Here is a 20758-nt window from a genome sequence, read left to right on the forward strand (position 1 = left end):
TAACCGCCATTAAAACGAAAAACCCCTGTAACCTATTGATTACAGGGGTTTAAATTGGTGGAGCTGGGGGGATTTGAACCCCCGTCCGAAAACCGTTCACCGTTGGCGCTACATGTTTAGTCGATCTTTAATTTCACCGTAAAACTGCGAACCGACACGCTATCTTATGGCTAACCTGAATTATAATTCGAACTTCATCTCTCAGGTGGGAGAATCCATTCTAGTTCGTTTGGGTTTGATCCCCTGTTATTCCCCGTCTTACAAACGGAAGCTAGGGCAGGAGAGCTCTAAGCAGGTTATTAAGCTGCTAGTGCGTAGTTTTCGTCGTTTGCGACTATTTTTTTGCGGCTTTTTACGTGGCCAACCGCCCCACGACATGCTCCTCGGGTTTCAAAATTCCCGTCGAATCCTGAATCAGCCCCAAAGTTTTGTTACCTGATGATACTAACAGAAAAACAGCGTCTGTCTAGTTAGTATCAGTCTAACTGGTTGAAATTAACGCAAACTACTCTTCATAATTCGTGCTTTATCTCGATTCCAGTCTTTTTCTTTTGAATCTGTACGTTTATCGTGCAGTTTTTTACCTTTAGCTACGCCAACTTTGATTTTCGCCCAAGAGCGAACCCAGTACATTGTTGTTGCTACTAACGTCATACCTTCACGGTTTACACGACCAATAAGGTTATCGATTTCTTTGCGGCTCATTAGTAATTTACGAATACGAGTAGGATTCGCTACAACATGAGTTGATGCCGCTTGTAGTGGAGTGATGTTCATACCACTAATAAAAATTTCACCATCACGGACATAAACGTAACTTTCCGCGATATTTACTTTACCAGAACGAAGAGATTTAACTTCCCAGCCTTGGAGTTCGATTCCAGCTTCGATTTCATCATCAATGAAATATTCGTGGCGAGCTTGCTTGTTCATAGCAATGGTATTACTGCCCGCTTTATCTTTAGATTTTTTCTTTGCCATAATGCCCACATTATACGTTATTAGTTGAGAGTTGGGGAAGTAGTTTGGCTCTTAACATCAAGATGGTATGATGCTTACCTCTATAATGTAAAGGATAATTTATGCCACAGGTTAGCCGATCTGCATTAGTGCCGTTTAGCGCAAAGCAGATGTACGATTTAGTCAACGATGTTGCGTCATACCCTCAATTTTTACCAGGATGCTCAGGATCTAAAATCATAGAACAATCAGAGCATGCGATGGTGGCTTCTGTTGATGTCGCTAAAGCTGGGATAAAGAAAACATTTACGACAAAGAATACCTTGGTTGACTCAGAAGTGATCGGCATGAGCTTAGTAGATGGTCCTTTTAAGTCATTGACTGGCGGTTGGCACTTTATGGCGTTAGATGAAACGGCATGTAAAGTTGAATTGAAATTAGATTTTGAGTTCTCAAATGCGTTAGTTGCAGTGGCGTTTGGTAAAGTATTTCAAGAGCTAACGAATAATATGGTGAATTCATTTACTCAAAGAGCGAAGCAGGTTTATGTCAGTAATTAATGAGATGATCCACGTTGAAGTGGTTTACGCACTACCAACGGAGCAAGTGGTTTTTAAGCTTGCTGTAAAAGCAGAACAAACCGTAGAAGAGATCATTAGGCAATCTGGTGTATTAGAGCGTTATTCTGAGATCGATTTAAAAGTGAATAAAGTGGGTGTCTTTAGTCGTAATGTAAAATTGGACGCAACGATTAGAGATAAAGATCGCATTGAAATTTATCGTCCATTATTGGCTGATCCAAAAGAAATTCGTCGAAAAAGAGCGGAACAAGCAAAGAAAGCGGCGGCGAAAAAATAGTTTATTGACCCAATATAGATAACAAAAAACCGGAGATCGTTAAACGATGTCCGGTTTTTTTGTTTTTAACGTCTTAAAAAATTAGATTTTCTCGAAGAAGCTATCGCTCATAGGGAAATCACCGTCGATATTTGTCAGGTTTCCGTTATCGTCAAAATAAGCGATCATGTTTTTTTGAATCGCGTTTTCATGGCCATGAGTGAAGTGATAAATGTAATACCATGTGTTTGGGTAGCCTGATTCGACAAGCATTGGCGAGCCCATAACAAACTGCACTTGTTGTTTTGTCATTCCAAATCGCAGTTTGTCGACGGCTTCCTGCTCGACGTAATTACCTTGGGCAATATCGATTCGATATACCAATGGTTCTAATAGCGAGCAACCACCCAGAAGCCCAACAGCAAGGGGTAGAGCAATGATCCATTTTTTGAATTGCATAGTTCGTACAGCTTAGCCTTTAAAATAATTAAATAGATGATAAACAAGCTAGCCTAAGAAGTAAAAAGGTTAAGCGTGTTCTGAGTGTGTTTTGACCCTAAACTTTGAATCTAGTTGCATTGAACGTATGAATTTTATCAGTTAGCACTAATGAAAAAGCCAATATCAAATCATGATATTGGCTTTATTTTTGTGAACAAGGATGATCCGTCATGTTCTGCGATTAGTATTACGCGGCACTTAGCAGATCTTTCGCATTGGCTAAGGTATGAGAGGTAATTCTGGTTCCACCTAGTAGCCTTGCTAATTCTTTAATACGTTCTTCTGTGCTTAATGCTCGCATTTGAGTTTCCGTTTTACCTGAGTTGGTGTGCTTAGCAACAAACAGTTGATTGTGACCACAACCTGCAACTTGAGGTAAATGGGTAACACATAATACTTGGGTAGATTCACCTAAAGTACGTAGCATTTTCCCAACAACTGCTGCGGTTGGTCCGCTAATACCCACATCAACTTCATCGAAAATAAGACTTGGGGTATCCACTTTTTGAGCCGTGATCACTTGAATAGCTAATGAAATACGTGATAACTCACCACCAGAGGCTACTTTGGCAATAGGGTGTAATGGCTGCCCTGGGTTGGTTGAAACTTTAAAGCATAAGGTATCAATCCCAAGCGGTGAGATTTTACTTACAGCATCACTTTCAATTTGAATATCAAATACTGCTTTTTCCATGCTTAATGTTTGCATGCTTTCGGTAATTTTATTATTCAATTCTTTAGCATAACGCTGACGGCTTTTTGTTAGTTTATGCGCGGCTTCTAAGAAGTGTTGCTTCAGTTCTTCTACTTCTTGTTCGCGTTGTTCGCGTTTCTCATCAGAGCAATCAAGGCGATCATATTCAGCCAAAAGCTGTTGATGGTGTTCATATAATTCTTCAGCAAGTACGTGGTGTTTTTTAGCCATAGACATTACTCGGCTAAAACGCTCTTCTACAAAAGAGATTTGCTCGGGATCAACATCAATATTATCTAAATAGTTTTTGATCTCATGGTTGGCTTCTTCAACTTGGATCATTGCCTCATTAAGCATCTCTGATAATGGAGCAAGTTTAGGATCAAGTTGGCCTAATTGTTGGATATAATTATTTGCATATTGCAGTAACTGAAGCGCATTAACTTCATCGCTTTCGTATAGAACTGAAACTGCTTGCTGACAACAGTCAACCAATTCGCCAGAGTTAGAGAGTCGTGTATGATCTTCTTCGAGCTGGACGAATTCTTCTTCGCCTAATGCCAGTTCGTTTAGCTCTTTGATTTGGTATTCGATCAGTTGTTTTTGCGCTTCGTTTTGCTGACTGTGCTTGATCATTTGCTTTAATGCGTTGTCAGCTTGACGCCATGCTTGATAACGGCTGCGCGTTTTGTTTAATAGAGAGACGTGACCTGCATACTGATCCAACATATTTAATTGGTATTCAGGTTTCATTAGTTCGTGATGAGCGTGTTGACCATGAATGTTGATCAATAAATGGCCCAATGTTTTTAACTGTGTAGCAGGAACAGGGCTACCATTGATAAAGCCACGAGAGCGACCTTCTTTAGTGATGACACGGCGTAAAATACATTCATTACCGTCATAAAGTTCATTATCTTCTAACCATCGCTTAGCGTTAAGGTTGTTCTCTAATGTGAAAAGGACGGTAATCTCTGCCTTTTCTTCTCCTTGACGAACCATTGACGCTTCAGCGCGATCGCCTAAGCATAATCCAAGGGCGTCAATAGCAATAGATTTACCTGCACCAGTCTCACCTGTAATAGTGGTCATGCCCTTGGTTAAATCCAATTCTAACGATTTTACGATTGCGAAATGAGTAATTTTAATATGTGCCAACATAAGCCATTCTCTGCGAAATTCAAACACTAAAAACACTGTATAAAGAAACAGTATATACTGTTTCTTTATACAGTAAAGTGAATTTAAACTTTTTGTGAGTGGCTTATCTTTTATTAGTCGATAACACTAGAACAGTTTACTAGACCAACCTAGTTTATTTCTAAGTACATGATAGTAGCTATAATCTTTCGGATGAATGAGTTTTAGCTTATTTGGACTTTGATAAATATGGACCTCGTCTCCTGGACTTACAGGTAGAGATACCTGCCCATCACAGCTGACTTCAAGTGCACTGCGATTCTCAGGGGAGATGAAAAGTTTAATATGACGTCTTCCTTCAACCACCAGTGGGCGGCTTGAAAGTGTATGTGGGAACATAGGGACAATAGAGATAGCGTTTAAGTTTGGTGACAGAATTGGACCGCCACCAGAGAGTGAATAAGCGGTTGACCCTGTTGGTGTCGAAATAATTAGACCATCTGAACGCTGAGAGAAAGCAAAGCTATCATCAATATAGACTTCAAATTCGATCATATGTGCGACTTGACCTGGGTGAAGTACCACCTCATTAAAGGCGGAATTGTGACTCTTTATTTGGCCATGACGATGTACTTCCGCTTCGAGTAAGAAACGTTCTTCTTTAACGAATTCACCATTGAGAACTGCGGTTAATGGCTCTTCAAAATTATCAGGATCTAGATCGGTTAAGAAACCAAGGTTCCCACGATTTACACCAATGACAGATATGTCGAAACGAGATAACACTCGAGCAGCCCCAAGCATATTACCGTCACCACCAACAACAATAGCGAGATCCGCTTTTTCTCCTAAAACCAATAAATGTTTGAAGCATTCATCAGGAATATCGGGCAAAGCTTCACGTAGGCGATCATCTAATAATACTGAGTAATTTAGCTTAGTTAGCCAAGTATAGAGTGCTAAATGGGTTTTTATTGCACTTGGATCTCTTGGCTTACCAATAATGGCGATAACGTTAAAATGTGTTTTCATATCTATCATCCATCATGAAATGGGGAACAAATGTTACAATTCGTACTATTATGCTTGAATCGCTTTATTTAGTCCCCATAATAATGACAAAGTTTTAATTTGCGTATAGAGCGACGCCTTGGTTTGTATTAAGATCGCTTTATATAGCTAGTCATCAGCATTCTGGAGAAGCAGTAATGAGTAACGAAGAAAATAAAGTAAATGAAGAAGCAGTAGTGGAAGAGCATGTTGAAGCAGTAGGCTCAGAAGCCGATGTTGAGTGGAATGAAACGGCTGAAGAAAGCCAAGAAGCAAAAATTGCTGAATTAGAAGCAGCATTACTTGCTAGCCAAGCGCAGCTTAAAGAGCAGCAAGATGCAGTATTACGAGCTAAAGCAGAAGAGCAAAATGTACGTCGTCGTGCAGAAGGCGATATTGATAAGGCGCGTAAATTTGCTTTGAAAAAATTTGCTGGTGAATTGCTTCCTGTTATTGATAACTTAGAGCGTGCATTAGAAAGCGGTGATAAAGAAAGTGAAGCGGCTAAAGCACTGCTTGAGGGTGTGGAGCTAACTCTACAAACATTTATCTCTACCATTGAAAAATTTGGTCTAACGGTAATTAATCCTGTAGGTGAAGCGTTTAACCCAGAGCTTCATCAAGCGATAGGTATGCAAGCAAGCCCAGATCACGAATCAAACACTGTTATGATCGTGATGCAAAAAGGCTACACATTAAATGAACAAGTATTACGTCCAGCGATGGTAATGGTTGCTCAATAATTGCAGTTGTATTAAACAATCTAGCGATTAAATTATAGGCGGTGTCAGTGATGATGCCGCTTTTTTATTGTTTTGGAAAAAAAATACAGTTTTTTTTATTGTTTCCCTTGAATTGTGATTTAGCGCCCTTATTTATTACTCATAGAATGAATTATGGGATTCAGTCCCAACCTTTACTCAAGTTGTTTTGGGTGAGTTTAAATAGATAAATTGGAGATAACCTGATGGGTAAGATCATTGGTATTGACTTAGGTACAACTAACTCTTGTGTTGCTGTTTTAGATGGCGATACGCCACGTATTTTAGAGAATGCAGAGGGTGAACGTACAACGGCATCGGTAATTGCATACACAGATGGCGAAACTCTTGTAGGTCAGCCAGCTAAGCGTCAAGCGATTACTAACCCACAAAACACATTATTTGCGATTAAACGTTTGATCGGTCGTCGTTTTGAAGACGAAGAAGTTCAACGTGATATCGAAATCATGCCGTACAAAATCGTTAAAGCTGACAACGGTGATGCTTGGGTTGAAGCGCAAGGCCAAAAAATGGCTGCTCCTCAAGTTTCTGCTGAAATTCTTAAGAAAATGAAGAAAACAGCGGAAGACTTCCTAGGCGAAGAAGTGACTGGCGCAGTAGTTACTGTACCTGCTTATTTTAACGATGCTCAACGTCAAGCAACGAAAGATGCTGGTCGTATCGCAGGTCTTGATGTTAAACGTATCATCAACGAACCAACAGCAGCAGCATTAGCTTACGGTCTAGACAAAAAAGGCGGCGATCGCACTATCGCTGTATACGACCTTGGTGGTGGTACATTCGATATTTCTATCATTGAAATCGATAACGTTGATGGCGAGCAAACGTTCGAAGTGCTTGCGACAAACGGCGACACTCACCTAGGTGGTGAAGATTTCGATAACCGCATGATCAACTACTTAGTAGATGAGTTCAAAAAAGAGCAAGGTATCGATCTTAAAACTGATCCTCTTGCTATGCAACGTGTTAAAGAAGCAGCAGAAAAAGCGAAGATTGAACTGTCTTCAGCTCAACAAACTGACGTAAACCTTCCTTACGTTACTGCTGATGCGACTGGTCCTAAGCACATGAACGTTAAAGTGACTCGTGCAAAACTAGAATCTCTAGTTGAAGACCTAGTAATTCGTACACTTGAACCACTAAAAGTAGCTCTAGCAGATGCTGATTTATCAGTAAGCGAAATCACTGACGTAATCCTAGTTGGTGGTCAAACACGTATGCCTATGGTTCAAGCTAAAGTAGCTGAATTCTTCGGTAAAGAAGCACGTCGTGACGTGAACCCTGATGAAGCAGTAGCAATGGGTGCTGCAGTTCAAGGTGGTGTATTAGCAGGTGACGTTAAAGACGTTCTACTACTAGACGTTACTCCTCTGTCTTTCGGTATCGAAACGATGGGTGGCGTAATGACTAAGCTAATCGAGAAGAACACAACAATCCCAACAAAAGCGGATCAAACGTTCTCTACTGCTGAAGACAACCAAAGTGCGGTAACTATCCACGTACTTCAAGGTGAGCGTAAGCAAGCAAGTTACAACAAATCTCTAGGTCAATTTAACCTAGAAGGTATCCAAGCAGCACCACGTGGCATGCCACAAATCGAAGTAACATTCGACCTAGATGCTGATGGTATCCTAAATGTATCTGCAAAAGATAAATCGACTGGTAAAGAGCAGAAGATCACAATCCAAGCTTCAGGTGGTCTAACAGACGAAGAAATCGAAGCAATGGTACAAGAAGCTGAAGCAAACAAAGACGCGGACAAAAAGTTCGAAGAATTAGTAACAGCACGTAACCAAGCGGATCAAATGATCCACGGTACGAAAAAACAAATCGAAGAAGCAGGCGATGCACTTCCAGCTGACGAGAAAACAAAAATCGAAACAGCAATTACAGCGCTAGAAGAAGTTAAGTCTGGCAATGATAAAGAAGCAATCGATGCGAAAACTCAAGAGCTAATGCAAGCAGCACAAAAGCTAATGGAAATCGCTCAACAGAAAGCTCAAGCACAACAAGGTGCTGACGCAGGTGAGCAACCTAAGCAAGAAGATGATGTAGTAGACGCTGAGTTCGAAGAAGTAAAAGACAAGTAATTTCTTGTCGCTAGAAGGGTTAATTCCTGCGTTAAAAGTACTCATTTGCGTTCGCGCTTTTGTTTGCTAAGAAATGGCGTGCTTTCTCCTTGGACTTAACACTTCTAGCTTAAAGAAATCATTGCCTTAGTCATTTAAGAAAAGAGCAAAAGCCTTATATCTTGAATGCTTCGAATGAAAAAATATATTGCGGGCGTTGGAGTTTTCTCTACCGCCCGCAAATTTGTAATTAGGTCAATCTAGATAATCACTTTCGGTTTGTGCTGATCCTAATTATCTAGATTGAACTCATACTGATGGTGTCACTGCCGGCAGTATCAAAAGAATTGGTGACCAGAGCATGTCTAAACGTGATTTTTATGAAGTATTGGGTGTAAGCCGTGATGCTTCAGAGCGTGATATTAAGAAAGCCTATAAACGTCTAGCGATGAAATTCCACCCTGACCGTAATCAGGGCGATGAAACAGCGCCAGAAAAGTTTAAAGAAGTAAAAGTAGCGTATGAGATCTTAACGGATGCTCAAAAACGTTCAGCTTATGATCAATACGGTCATGCAGCCTTTGAGCAAGGTGGCATGGGCGGTGGCGGCTTCGGTGGCGGTCAAGGTGACTTTGGCGATATCTTTGGCGATGTGTTTGGTGACATCTTTGGTGGCGGTCGTCGTGGCGGTGGTCAACAACGTGCACAACGCGGTTCAGATTTACGTTACAACATGGAACTTACGCTAGAAGAAGCGGTTCGTGGTTGTGATAAAGAGATTGAAGTACCAACATTAGTGTCTTGTGAACCATGTGAAGGTACTGGCGCTAAGAAAGGCACTTCTTCATCAACGTGTAGCACTTGTCATGGTCATGGCCAAGTTCAAATGCGTCAAGGTTTCTTTGCTGTACAGCAGGCTTGTCCTACTTGTCATGGTAAAGGCAAGATCATTAAAGACCCATGTAACTCTTGTCATGGTGAAGGTCGCGTTCAAAAAACGAAAACACTTAATGTTAAGATCCCATCAGGTGTTGATACTGGCGATCGCATTCGTTTATCTGGCGAAGGTGAAGCGGGAGAGCACGGTGCTCCAGCAGGCGATCTATACGTACAAGTGCACGTAAAAGAGCACAATATCTTTGAGCGTGACGGCAACAACTTATACTGTGAAGTGCCAGTAAGCTTTACGATGGCAGCATTAGGTGGCGAAGTTGAAGTTCCTACTCTTGATGGTCGTGTAAGCCTAAAAGTGCCACTAGAAACACAGACGGGCCGTATGTTCCGTATGCGTGGTAAAGGTGTGAAAGGCGTTCGTACGCACAGTACAGGTGACTTAATTGTTAAACTGATTGTTGAAACTCCAGTTAAACTGACTAAGCGTCAAAAAGAGCTGCTTCAAGAATTCCAAGAATCTTTTGATGGGAAAGATGCGAAAAAGCACAACCCGAAATCTGAAGGCTTCTTATCAGGTGTAAAAAACTTTTTTGATGATTTAACTAAATAAGTTTAGCCATCAATAAATAAATCGAAACCTAATGATATTAATTTTATATCATTAGGTTTTTTTTATGCCAAAAAAAAATAATAAAGTACGGTTTATTTACACTTTTTTGACCATTACTTATACTTCTCGTTTATTATGTAACCAATTATGTTTTTAGCTTCTTAATAGATGAGAGAGTCGACATGGTGTTATTTAAACGGACGTTATCGCTATTTATTGTTTTACTGCTTAGTTTAACTACTGCTAATGCAGAAATTATGCAAGGTGGAAAAACAGTACCAAGCTTCAAGCAGGATGCGGCGTCTATTCGTCATACTTATGAAACCCAACTCTATACTCTATCGGCATTTAAAGCTGGTCACTATGGTTTACGAATGTATCGTCAAACGATGGACCCTAAATATTCAGCGGCGGTTTGGTCTGATATGGCGCGAGTGGCAAGTAGACTTAATCAATTCTCTTCGGAAGTTCATACGCCCGAACAAATAGATATCTATTCTCAAAAGCGATTAAGTAGCTATGTTGATGACACTGACATTCGTAGTACTTTACGTTACCAAGCGACAAAAAATATGCCTGAGTATTTCTATCTTGGTGTGGATTTACTTGGCTCAATGGCTCGTGCTAATGAATATGGTTTAAAGCATCGTAACGATAAACAGTTGCGAGAAATTATCCGTCGTTATGATTTTAAAAAATACGCGACTGATGAAGCGATGATTAAAGCGTGGGCAGCTCAGCTAGCGAACCAAGTTTATTGGTTACGTCAATTAGGTGAGCAGGATGTGGTTGATGAGTTTGTTGAAGCATTCAAATTAGCCTACCCAGATAATAAAGATGCAGCGCTTTCTAAGCAGCAGTATGGTAATAAAATCTATGGCTTAACGCATATTTTATTAGCCGACTCTCAATATTATCAATACCCCCTAAAAGAGTCTGATCATCAATGGATATACGACTACCTGCGTAATAATATCGATACTATCTTAAAGAGAACAAAAGAAGACATTATTTCAGAAGTAGGAATTACGTTCTTATTAGCAGGGTTAGAGGATGACCCTGTAGTCTATAAAACACAAAAACACATTCAAAACGCCATTAACCGTGAGAAGAACATGGTGCCATCAACATCAAACAGCACGGATTTAACTGAAGGTGAGCACCGTAATGTATTAGCGATTATGCTACTTAATTGGCAAACGCCACATGCAGCACCGACAATTCAAAATGAACCAAAGGTATTTAAAAGTAAGCCGTATGGTCTTGTGACAAAATAAAAAAACACCCAGAGATAGTGATATCGCTGGGTGTTTTTATTTCAATTAGTTCAAATGATTAGCTGTTATTACGCTAGACCTTGGATCTTAACGAATTTCTCTAGTAACTCTTCATCTGTTTCTACGTTGTTTGGATCTGAAATAACGCAGTTACTGATAGGGCAAACTGACTGACACGTTGGCGCATCGTAATGGCCTTTACATTCAGTACAAAGATCTGGGTTAATTTCATAGATCTCATCACCCATACTGATCGCTTCATTTGGGCATTCAGGTTCACACATGTCACAGTTAATGCATTTCTTATTGATCAATAACGCCATTACTTACTTGCCGTGTGGGTTACGAGTATCTTCACCCGTGTGTAAGTTACGCATTAGTAGACCGTATTCTAGATCAACGTTTGCAGGAACAGGAATGAATACAAAGTGACCGTTGCCTTTTGCTTCATCAACTGCTTCACTCTTACGGTTTTCCATCACATCTAGAGTCAGAGTCAGGTTACCTTGTGGTGTCATGATCTCAACAGAGTCGCCCACTAGGAATTTATTCTTAACATCAACTTCCGCTAAATCACCGCGACGTTTGCCTGTAAACTCACCAACAAATTGTTGAGAATCAGAGATAGAGTAGCCGTAATCGTAGTTTTGGTATGCATCGTGTGTGTGACGACGTAGGAAACCTTCTGTGTAACCACGGTGAGCTAGGCTTTCTAGCGTACCCATTAGGCTTTCATCAAATGGTTTACCGGCAACGGCATCATCAATCGCTTTACGATATACTTGTGCAGTACGTGCACAGTAGTAGAAAGACTTAGTACGGCCTTCGATTTTAAGTGAGTGAACACCCATCTTAGTTAGTCGTTCTACGTGTTGGATAGCACGAAGATCTTTAGAGTTCATGATGTAAGTACCATGTTCGTCTTCAAATGCTGCCATTTTTTCTTCAGGGCGGTGTGCTTCAGAAAGAAGAACCACTTCGTCAGTAGGTTTGCCTAGACCTAATGTGTTATCTGGACGCTCGTTTTGAACCTCCACATCTTGGATCTCAACACCTGTAGGGTTAGCTTCAACGATTTGGCCGTTTTCGTCTTCTTTTGCTTCTTCCGCTTTGTATTCCCAACGACATGCATTAGTACATGTACCTTGGTTAGGGTCACGCTTGTTCATGTAGCCAGATAACAAGCAGCGACCAGAGTACGCCATGCATAATGCGCCGTGTACAAAAATTTCTAGTTCTGTATCAGGACAGTGCTCACGGATCTCTTCAATTTCTTCTAGTGATAATTCACGAGATAAGATCACTCGTTCAACACCTTGAGTTGCCCAGAATTTCACTGTTGCCCAGTTAACCGCATTGGCTTGAACTGACAGGTGAATAACTACTTCAGGGAAAGCTTCACGAACCATCATGATTAAACCAGGATCTGACATGATTAATGCGTCAGGACCCATCGCAACGATTGGCGCTAAATCACGAATGAAGGTTTTTAGCTTTGAGTTGTGTGGTTGAATATTACATACCACATACAGCTTTTTACCTTGTGCGTGCGCTTCGTTAATACCGATCTGTAGGTTTTCGTGGTTGAATTCATTGTTACGAACACGAAGGCTGTAACGTGGCTGGCCTGCATAAACGGCATCTGCACCGTAGGCAAACGCGTAACGCATATTTTTAAGGCTGCCCGCAGGCGAAAGTAGTTCTGGCTTAAACATGATTGCTTCCCAATGTTGTATTCTGATCTCAGGTCAGGTCATATCACGTGGATATGAAGGAGGCCGGATTTTACATGGAAAGTGAGAGAAGTGCTAGGGTTGAGGACGGGGATTTGTATTTAAACAAGAGTCATAGGCATAGAGACTATACGCTACGCTAACTAGAAACTATAAGAGCAGACAGCGTATTGCTTTTATAGTTTCTAGACGCGAAGCGTTTATAGTTAGCGAAGCGTATCGTCTTATTCTTTCTCTTCAATGCCACCAAGTGCTTTGAAAAGATCAGGCAATAGTGCATCAAGCTCAGAACTCATTAGCGAGAAATCTGCATCAAAACGTGCTGCTTTATCTTCAAAACCAATGTCTTCGTTTTGATCTTTAATTTCGTCGCTGAATTTTAAACGTTTTAGCGATAAGTCATCCGCAAGAATAAACTCTAAACGTTCTTGCCAAGTCAGTGCTAACTTAGTTACCACTTTGTTCGCATCAATATGAGCGTGAATTTCATCACACACTAATTCTTGCTGCTTACAACGGATCACACCGCCATCTTCTAAAATTGCTTTTAGTTCGGCTTCTTCCCCCATCTCAAAACCTTGAGGAGTTGTGCCTGTTTTAACCCACTCAGTTAATGCATTTTCAATAGGTTGCGTTGAAGTAAGAGGAACAACAGGTAAGCTGCCAATAGATTTACGAAGCAACGCTAATACGTCTTCCGCTTTTTTGTAGCTGCCCGCATCAACAATAATAAAACCTGATTCAGGCAAGATTAATGCGTAAGTTTGTTGGTGCTTGCTGAAAGCGCGTGGAAGAAGATCAATCACGATGTCATCTTTGATAGAGTCTTTCTCTTTTTTCTTAAGAGGGCGGCCTTGCTCTAGTTCCATCGCATCAATTTTTGCGTTCATTGATTCTTTAATCACTGACGCGGGTAACATTTTTTCTTCTTTCTTGGCACAGATAAGAATATTTTTACTTGCTACGTGAGTCAGCATATCACCATGACGGCCCATTGCAGTTACCCAGCCAAACTTTTGCATATCTTGGCTACCGCAAGGTGTGAAACGGAAATCGTTCAGTTGTTTTTCAAGTTGCTCAGGATTGAGATCAACTTCTTTAGTAAAACGATAAATTAAACAATTTTTAAACCACATCATGCTGCTGAATTCCTGTCTTTTTTAAGTGCGCTTATGATAGGAGATTTTGTTGAATATTGCTTGTATAGATTTCAGGATCTTAGATAAATGACACTGAGATAGAATTTCATTGATGAGAATATGAACTTTTCTTTTCAATAGTCACAAAAGTGTCATAATTAGCTTTAATAATAGCGTTATAAATTTTGTTGGCTAATTTAGGTAAAAAGAATGTCTAGAAGGATACTTGTAGTAGAAGATGAAGCGCCAATCCGTGAGATGCTGTGTTTTGTATTAGAGCAAAAGGGATATGAGCCAATAGAAGCAGAAGATTATGACACAGCACTTGGCTTACTCTGCGAACCTTACCCTGATTTAATTTTGTTAGATTGGATGTTGCCAGGTGGCTCAGGCATCAATTTAATCAAGCACCTTAAGCGCGATGAATTTACGAAAAAAATCCCAGTAGTCATGCTAACAGCTCGCGGCGAAGAAGAAGATAAAGTTCGCGGTCTTGAAGTGGGCGCAGATGATTACATTACAAAACCATTTTCACCAAAAGAATTAATGGCGCGATTAAAGGCTGTTATTCGTCGAGTATCCCCAACCTCTGTTGAAGAGTTGATTGATGTTCAAGGGTTAAAATTAGACCCAGTATCACACCGTGTTACAGCCAATGATAAAGCATTAGATATGGGGCCGACAGAATTTAAAATGCTGCACTTCTTTATGACTCATCAAGAGCGTGTATACAGCCGCGAACAACTATTGAATAATGTTTGGGGTACGAATGTATATGTAGAAGATCGTACCGTTGATGTTCATATTCGTCGTTTACGCAAGGCATTAGAAATGGAAGGGCATGATCGCTTAGTGCAAACCGTTCGTGGAGCGGGTTATCGTTTCTCTGTTCAAACGTCTTAATTCTTAAATATAAATAGAAGCAAAAGGTAAAATACATGGTTGAACGTCTCTCATGGAAAAAGCTCGTTGGAGAACTGGCGTTTTTTTACGTACCTTGGGTGATTGTTGGGTATTTATTTGATGCGCTATGGCCACTATTATTCCTTGCTTCATTTATTTTATTAATTTGGCATTTACATAATCAAATTAAAATGTCGCGCTGGCTGCATGAGGGAAGAAAAGCAACACCACCGTCAGCTTCAGGGAGTTGGGAGCCGATTTTTGATGAGACTTATCGTTTACAAAAACGTCATAAAAAACGTCGTAAAGAGCTGTCTGCGTTAATTCGTCGCTTTCGACAAGGGGCGGAAGCACTGCCTGATGCTGTAGTGGTATTTCGTCACGAAGGTAATATCGTATGGTGTAATAGCCTAGCTCAATCGCTGCTGGGATTCCGTTGGCCTGACGATTCAGGGCATCCTATTACCAACTTAATTAGAACCCCTGATTTTGTTCAATATTTAATAGATCAACAGTTTGATATTCCATTAGATATGCCATCACCAATTAACACGGATAAGACACTTGAGATACGTATTGTGCCGTATAGTGAGGGTGAATTTTTAATGGTGGTTCGTGATGTGACACAAGTTAAACAATTAGAAGGCATGCGCCGTAACTTTTTTGCTAACGTTTCTCATGAACTACGTACACCAATGACGGTACTTCGTGGTTATTTAGAAATGTCGGAAGACCCAGATATGTTGGTTGGCCCAATGTGGAACCGAGCACATGGGGTGATGACTGAGCAATTATCACGCATGGAAGGCTTGGTTGAACAATTACTGACGCTTTCAAAAATTGAAGCCGCAGCGACTTCTCAGCTAGAAGATCATGTTGATGTGCCTTCTATGTTAGATATTTTAGAAAAAGAAGCCATCGCATTAAGTGGTGAGCGTAATCACAATATTCGTTTTGATGTCGATCCTCGCCTTAAAGTATTAGGGGATGAAGATCAGTTACGCAGTGCGATTTCAAACTTGGTTTATAACGCGGTAAAACATACGACTGATGGTGCAGATATTATTGTTGAGTGGCAGGCAACCAACCTAGGGGCTAAATTAAGCGTAAAGGATGGTGGGCAAGGAATTGAACCGCAGCACATTCCTCGATTAACAGAGCGTTTTTATCGCGTAGATAAGGCTCGTTCAAGGGATACTGGTGGTAGTGGGCTTGGACTTGCAATTGTAAAACATGCACTTAGTCATCATGACTCACAATTAGAAATACAGAGCCAACTGGGTAAAGGAAGTACTTTCTCGTTTGTTCTCCCTAAAAAATTGATTTTAAAGTAATGGAATAATGAAGAAGACGCACTATAAACAGCAGCGATGGTTTAGGGCATTGATCCCCGTGGGATTACTTTGGCTGGGATTTATATCAAATGCGTTTTCTTACGATGGAAAGTTAGCTCCTTATGAAAGAGTTGCTGGAATTTCTGGTAACTTATCCTCAATCGGCTCAGATACGTTAGCGAATATGATGACCTTATGGGCTGAAGATTTTCAACGTATTTATCCTAATGTGAATATTCAAATTCAAGCATCAGGATCGTCAACGGCACCACCAGCATTAATTGAAAGTACGGCTCAATTTGGTCCTATGAGTCGGCGGATGCGGCAAAGTGAAAAAGCTGCATTTGAACGCCAATTTGGTTACCCACCAACTGAAATCCGAGTTGCTATTGATGCGCTCGGAATTTTTGTCCATCAAGATAACCCAATAAAAGGACTTAACTTTAGTCAGCTCGATGCTATTTTTTCGGCAACATTACGATGTGGTTCTGTAAAACCCATTAATCGTTGGCAAGATTTAGGTGTAAACAGTAGTTGGTCTAAACACCGAATTCAATTATTTGGTCGAAATTCAGTCTCTGGTACTTATGGTTACTTTAAAAAGAACGCCTTATGTAACGGTGACTTTAAAGTGAATGTCAACGAACAACCGGGGTCAGCATCCGTGGTTCAAGGTGTTTCTGCATCATTAAATGGCATTGGTTATTCTGGTGTTGGTTATCACATGTCGGGTGTGAAGTTGTTGCCAATTACAAGGGAAGGGACGAACTATATTGAACCAAGTACTGACAATATTATTAGTGGTCAATACCCTTTAGCTCGTTTTTTATATATTTACATCAATAAGTCACCAACAGCCAAACTGCAGCCTTTAGAAACCGAATTTATTCGTTATATGTTGTCATTAGAAGGGCAGAAAAGAGTTGAGCAGGATGGTTATATCGCATTATCGGAACGTTTTGTCTTACAAGAGCTTTCTAAATTAGATCTCCATTAAGTTGTCATTATAGTGTCATTCCTATACTGAAAAATACGTAAACAATCATTTAATAAATACAGAGGTTATCTCATCATGGCATACGCCAAACCTAATCAGATTATCCGAGACAGGCAACGCTATGTTGTCGATCTGATTATGCGTATTTGGGTGAAATCCAGTGGCATAGGGATCATCGCAGCTCTTATGCTTATCTGTTTTTATTTATTGGCGGTTATTGCGCCTATTTTTACTTCTGTAACGGTTGAACCTCTATCTCAATATTCAGCATCATATGATAATGCTACCCTTGCTATTGGCTCTGATGAGCAAGGAAAAATGGCCTACCGAATTGATGATAAAGGTCGAGTTCAGTTTATTGTTCTTCTTAATAAGAAGCAGGTCAGTGAAACACAAATCATCACGAATCCAACGGCTTTTGCTGCCACCATTGAAAGCCAAGATTGGTTCGCTTTTGGGGATGCAAAGGGTCAAGTTCAGTTCGCTCAAATTGGCTTTCAAACTAATTATAAACAAGGACTTCGCCAACTTATTCCTTATGTTGAAAGCTTTACTCCATTTCCTCTGATTCAAATTGATGAACAAAAGAAGGAGCTTACGCAAGTTGCGCTTAGCTTAACGGCAACCGAAGGGGTTGTTTTAGCACAAACTAAAGATAAGCGATTGTTAGGGGTTGAACTTGATAGTGTGATTAACCAAATGACAGGGGAGTCCATTTGGAAGGCAATCCCGATTGAGTTTGAAGGGGATGCTCTAGATAAGACGAAAAAATTATTATCCATGGTGATCACTCCAAATAATGATTTTTTGTATTTTTTATATCAACATGAGCTACAAGTTTGGACATTAAAAGATCATAAAGCCAATTTACGAGAGCGTATTGCATTAAAAGAGTCTGCACAGAAACTGACGTTATTATCTGGCGCTCATTCAGTTTTGGTCCAATTTGACAATGGTAGCTTATCTCAGTGGTTTGATACGATTAAGGATGAAAAACGTCAATTAACCTTAATTAGAACCTTTAATGTAGATGCCCCGATCAAGCAATTAGCACCAGAGGTTTACCGCAAAGGCGTGACTATTATTGATGCTAAAGGCAATGTATCTTTAGTTCACACGACAACAGAAAAAGCGCTGTATAGCCAGCATCTGTTTAATGAAGAAGTATTGGCGGCAACTCAGCCTCCCAATGCAGAGAAGCTTATTGTATTAACTCAAAAAGGGTGGCAATGCTTTGAGGTAACCAACCCGCACCCTGAAGTCAGTGTTCAATCGGTATTTGGAAAAATATGGTATGAAGGCTATCCAGAGCCTGCGTATATTTGGCAATCGACAGCGGCGAACGATGATTTTGAATCTAAATTCAGTTTAATGCCATTGGCTTTTGGAACCTTAAAAGCGGCTTTTTATGCGCTTATTTTCGCAGGGCCAATAGCCATTGGTAGTGCCATTTATACCGCTTACTTTATGTCTTCTAATGTTCGCCGATATGTAAAACCGACGATTGAGATAATGGAAGCACTGCCGACGGTGATCATTGGTTTATTAGCTGGTATTTGGTTAGCGCCTATTGTTGAGAATAACCTCGTTGCTGTATTTAGCTTATTTGTACTCTTCCCATTAAGTATGATTATTATTGCGTTCATTTGGCACATATTACCTGCGCATATCATGCGAAAGCTCCCGCGAGGACAGCATGCAATATTATTGATCCCGGCCTTGATAGGCGTTGGGTATCTGACTTTTCAATATGGGTACGTTATCGAAAATTGGTTGTTTAATGGTGATTTACGTAGTTACCTTGGTGATAACGGCGTGGGTTACGACCAGCGCAATGCTTTAGTTGTAGGGATTGCCATGGGAGCCGCGATTATTCCGACGATTTATACTATTGCTGAAGACGCGATTTTCTCAGTACCAAAACACTTATCTGAAGGCTCATTAGCATTAGGGGCAACGCAATGGCAAACATTAACCAAAGTGGTGTTGCTAACGGCGAGTCCGGGTATTTTTTCTGCGGTAATGATGGGATTAGGACGGGCAGTTGGTGAAACTATGATCGTACTAATGGCGACCGGAAATACCCCGATTATGGATGGTAATATTTTAGAGGGAATGAGAACTCTTGCCGCAAATATTGCGATTGAAATGCCAGAATCTGAAATGGGAAGTACCCACTTTAGAATGCTTTTCTTGGCTGCATTTTTACTGTTTGTGTTTACTTTTTTTGTGAACTCTTTGGCTGAATGGATACGCCAAGGGTTACGTGAAAAGTACCGTAGTTTATAGGTTTGATCTTAATGAAGGTAAATAAATGAAGCATTGGATTAAATCAGGTTCACCTTGGATATGGCTAACGGCGGGTTCAGTGAGCATTAGTATGATTGCCGTGCTTGGTATTCTGCTATTAATTGGTTGGAAGGGCTTATCTTATTTTTGGCCTACGGCATTACAAGAGTGGCATACAACAGACGGACAAGTAATTATCGGGCAGTTGTATGATGTTGAAAAGTTTCATGAGAAAAGCACAGAACATCAAAAGCGTTTAATTATAAAAGTTGGGAACCGAGATATTAATGGATTCGATTTTATTAATATTAATCAGGATAAGATCCAATCGGTTACCAAACCTAAAGATCTTGTTGTGGTCGATCGGCTCCAGCATGGTAAATATTTTGGCACTATTATTAAAACATCGAATGGCCTTGAGCTTAACCGACAACAGGTAGAGTCATGGGTTCGAAGTGAAAAAGCGAAAATTGATTTATTAGAACAAGAGCAATATAAGCTTTATCGTCAACTTGATACATTACCAAGTTTAGCTTTATCTAGTAGTGAGCGTAAGCAACAAGAAAATGCGCTCAATGAACAAGCAAAAAGAATTTCAAATCAATTGAGTTACAGCTATTTAACGTTAAAAGACAGTCAGGGAAATAGCTATAAATTACGCAGTGATAATGTGGTTGATATCTGGTTTCCTAATGCGATGTCACTGCAAGAAAAAATAGGGCATTGGTTTGATGAGTTGTATGACTTTGTTTCTGATAGTCCGCGAGAAGCAAACTCGGAAGGCGGTGTTTTCCCTGCTATTTTTGGCACTATTTTATTAGTTCTTCTTATGTCTATTATTGTGATGCCATTAGGGGTTATTGCCGCGATTTATCTTCATGAATATGCGAAACCAAATATGCTAACTAGGTTAGTTCGGATAGCGGTCATAAACCTTGCTGGTGTGCCATCTATTGTTTATGGTGTATTTGGTTTAGGTTTCTTTGTTTATGTGGTGGGCGGAACGCTCGATCAGTTGTTCTATTCTAATAAGTTGCCGACCCCTACATTTGGAACGCCTGGTTTATTATGGTCAGCATTAACCTTAGCTATTTTAACATTACCCGTCGTCATTGTTGCAACCGAGGAAGGGCTTAGTCGTATTCCAAACTCAGTACGTCATGGCTCCTTAGCGTTAGGGGCGACTCAATTTGAAACGTTATGGAAAATTGTTTTGCCTATGGCAAGCCCTGCGATCATGACGGGATTAATTTTAGCGGTAGCAAGAGCTGCGGGAGAAGTCGCGCCTCTTATGTTAGTTGGTGTAGTAAAACTGGCTCCTTCTTTGCCTGTCGATAACGTTGCGCCCTATTTACACTTAGATAGAAAATTTATGCACCTTGGTTATCATATTTATGATGTTGGTTTTCAGAGCCCCAATGTTGAAGCGGCAAGACCTATTGTGTATGCAACGGCCTTTTTATTAGTCACTGTTATCATTGGATTAAATTTAACGGCTATCGCGATTCGTAATAATTTACGAGAGAAATATAGAACATTGGAGTTATAA

18 protein-coding genes and 1 other RNA gene are annotated in these 20758 nt (G+C 40.3%); 11 read left to right on the forward strand and 8 right to left on the reverse strand.

Annotation, left to right across the window (positions count from 1 at the left end):
• Positions 1 to 55: 55 nt before the first annotated feature.
• Together ssrA and smpB are read right to left on the reverse strand one after the other, a co-directional pair.
• Positions 56 to 422: a transfer-messenger RNA gene (gene ssrA / locus PVK71_RS00665) on the reverse strand.
• A gap of 73 nt (positions 423 to 495) precedes the next feature.
• A complete protein-coding gene (gene smpB, locus PVK71_RS00670) occupies positions 496 to 981 on the reverse strand; it encodes an SsrA-binding protein SmpB (RefSeq protein ID WP_130047804.1) in 486 nt (161 codons plus the stop codon).
• Between the two features lie 101 nt (positions 982 to 1082).
• On the opposite strand from smpB, the gene PVK71_RS00675 reads away from it, so the two are divergent.
• A complete protein-coding gene (locus tag PVK71_RS00675; protein ID WP_274417438.1) occupies positions 1083 to 1520 on the forward strand; it encodes an SRPBCC family protein in 438 nt (145 codons plus the stop codon).
• Entirely contained in the window at positions 1507 to 1818 is a 312-nt protein-coding gene (locus PVK71_RS00680; protein ID WP_130045015.1) for an RnfH family protein, read from the forward strand. Before PVK71_RS00675 ends, PVK71_RS00680 begins: the two co-directional genes overlap by 14 nt.
• An 81-nt stretch (positions 1819 to 1899) precedes the next feature.
• Here the strand turns inward: PVK71_RS00680 and bamE are convergent, their stop codons facing one another.
• From bamE to nadK, 3 genes are all read right to left on the reverse strand, one after another.
• Positions 1900 to 2256 carry an outer membrane protein assembly factor BamE gene (gene bamE, locus PVK71_RS00685; protein WP_130087813.1) on the reverse strand — a complete coding sequence of 119 codons (357 nt, stop codon included), beginning with the start codon at positions 2254 to 2256 and terminating at the stop codon, positions 1900 to 1902.
• A gap of 229 nt (positions 2257 to 2485) precedes the next feature.
• On the reverse strand, positions 2486 to 4153 hold the full coding sequence (gene recN / locus PVK71_RS00690; protein ID WP_274417436.1) for a DNA repair protein RecN: 1668 nt from the start codon (positions 4151 to 4153) through the stop codon (positions 2486 to 2488).
• A 126-nt stretch (positions 4154 to 4279) separates the two neighbouring features.
• Entirely contained in the window at positions 4280 to 5164 is an 885-nt protein-coding gene (gene nadK / locus PVK71_RS00695; RefSeq protein WP_274417435.1) for an NAD(+) kinase, read from the reverse strand.
• Between the two features lie 176 nt (positions 5165 to 5340).
• Between nadK and grpE the strand changes: the two genes are divergently transcribed.
• From grpE to PVK71_RS00715, 4 genes are all read left to right on the forward strand, one after another.
• The gene (gene grpE, locus PVK71_RS00700; protein WP_130047809.1) at positions 5341 to 5925 is read left to right on the forward strand and encodes a nucleotide exchange factor GrpE; all 585 of its coding nucleotides are present in this window, start codon (positions 5341 to 5343) and stop codon (positions 5923 to 5925) included.
• Between the two features lie 224 nt (positions 5926 to 6149).
• Positions 6150 to 8054 (forward strand): molecular chaperone DnaK, encoded by a 1905-nt coding sequence (gene dnaK / locus PVK71_RS00705; protein ID WP_274417433.1) that lies wholly within the window; start codon positions 6150 to 6152, stop codon positions 8052 to 8054.
• Positions 8055 to 8394: 340 nt separating this feature from the next.
• On the forward strand, positions 8395 to 9537 hold the full coding sequence (dnaJ, locus tag PVK71_RS00710) for a molecular chaperone DnaJ (RefSeq protein ID WP_274417432.1): 1143 nt from the start codon (positions 8395 to 8397) through the stop codon (positions 9535 to 9537).
• Between the two features lie 182 nt (positions 9538 to 9719).
• Positions 9720 to 10814, forward strand: a complete 1095-nt coding sequence (locus PVK71_RS00715; RefSeq protein ID WP_274417431.1) for a DUF3541 domain-containing protein — start codon at positions 9720 to 9722, stop codon at positions 10812 to 10814.
• Between the two features lie 68 nt (positions 10815 to 10882).
• On the opposite strand, the gene PVK71_RS00720 is transcribed toward PVK71_RS00715, so the two are convergent.
• The 3 genes from PVK71_RS00720 to rdgC all read right to left on the reverse strand — a co-directional run bounded on the left by PVK71_RS00720 (position 10883) and on the right by rdgC (position 13683).
• A complete protein-coding gene (locus PVK71_RS00720) occupies positions 10883 to 11137 on the reverse strand; it encodes a YfhL family 4Fe-4S dicluster ferredoxin (protein WP_063667569.1) in 255 nt (84 codons plus the stop codon).
• 3 nt (positions 11138 to 11140) lie between these two features.
• Complete coding sequence (trhP, locus tag PVK71_RS00725; protein WP_274417430.1) at positions 11141 to 12529, reverse strand: prephenate-dependent tRNA uridine(34) hydroxylase TrhP; 1389 nt, start codon at positions 12527 to 12529, stop codon at positions 11141 to 11143.
• Positions 12530 to 12771: 242 nt separating this feature from the next.
• The gene (rdgC, locus tag PVK71_RS00730) at positions 12772 to 13683 is read right to left on the reverse strand and encodes a recombination-associated protein RdgC (RefSeq protein ID WP_274417560.1); all 912 of its coding nucleotides are present in this window, start codon (positions 13681 to 13683) and stop codon (positions 12772 to 12774) included.
• Between the two features lie 213 nt (positions 13684 to 13896).
• Between rdgC and phoB the strand changes: the two genes are divergently transcribed.
• From phoB to pstA, 5 genes are all read left to right on the forward strand, one after another.
• On the forward strand, positions 13897 to 14589 hold the full coding sequence (gene phoB / locus PVK71_RS00735; protein ID WP_130044007.1) for a phosphate regulon transcriptional regulator PhoB: 693 nt from the start codon (positions 13897 to 13899) through the stop codon (positions 14587 to 14589).
• A 35-nt stretch (positions 14590 to 14624) separates the two neighbouring features.
• Complete coding sequence (gene phoR, locus PVK71_RS00740; protein WP_274417429.1) at positions 14625 to 15923, forward strand: phosphate regulon sensor histidine kinase PhoR; 1299 nt, start codon at positions 14625 to 14627, stop codon at positions 15921 to 15923.
• Between the two features lie 7 nt (positions 15924 to 15930).
• Positions 15931 to 16920: a PstS family phosphate ABC transporter substrate-binding protein gene (locus tag PVK71_RS00745; RefSeq protein ID WP_274417428.1), complete on the forward strand. Its 990-nt coding sequence runs from the start codon at positions 15931 to 15933 to the stop codon at positions 16918 to 16920.
• Between the two features lie 75 nt (positions 16921 to 16995).
• The gene (locus PVK71_RS00750; RefSeq protein ID WP_274417427.1) at positions 16996 to 19209 is read left to right on the forward strand and encodes an ABC transporter permease subunit; all 2214 of its coding nucleotides are present in this window, start codon (positions 16996 to 16998) and stop codon (positions 19207 to 19209) included.
• A 25-nt stretch (positions 19210 to 19234) separates the two neighbouring features.
• Complete coding sequence (gene pstA / locus PVK71_RS00755; protein WP_274417426.1) at positions 19235 to 20758, forward strand: phosphate ABC transporter permease PstA; 1524 nt, start codon at positions 19235 to 19237, stop codon at positions 20756 to 20758.

Origin of the sequence: Aliivibrio sp. S4MY1 (assembly GCF_028765545.1) — a bacterium.
Classification (GTDB): Bacteria; Pseudomonadota; Gammaproteobacteria; order Enterobacterales; family Vibrionaceae; genus Aliivibrio.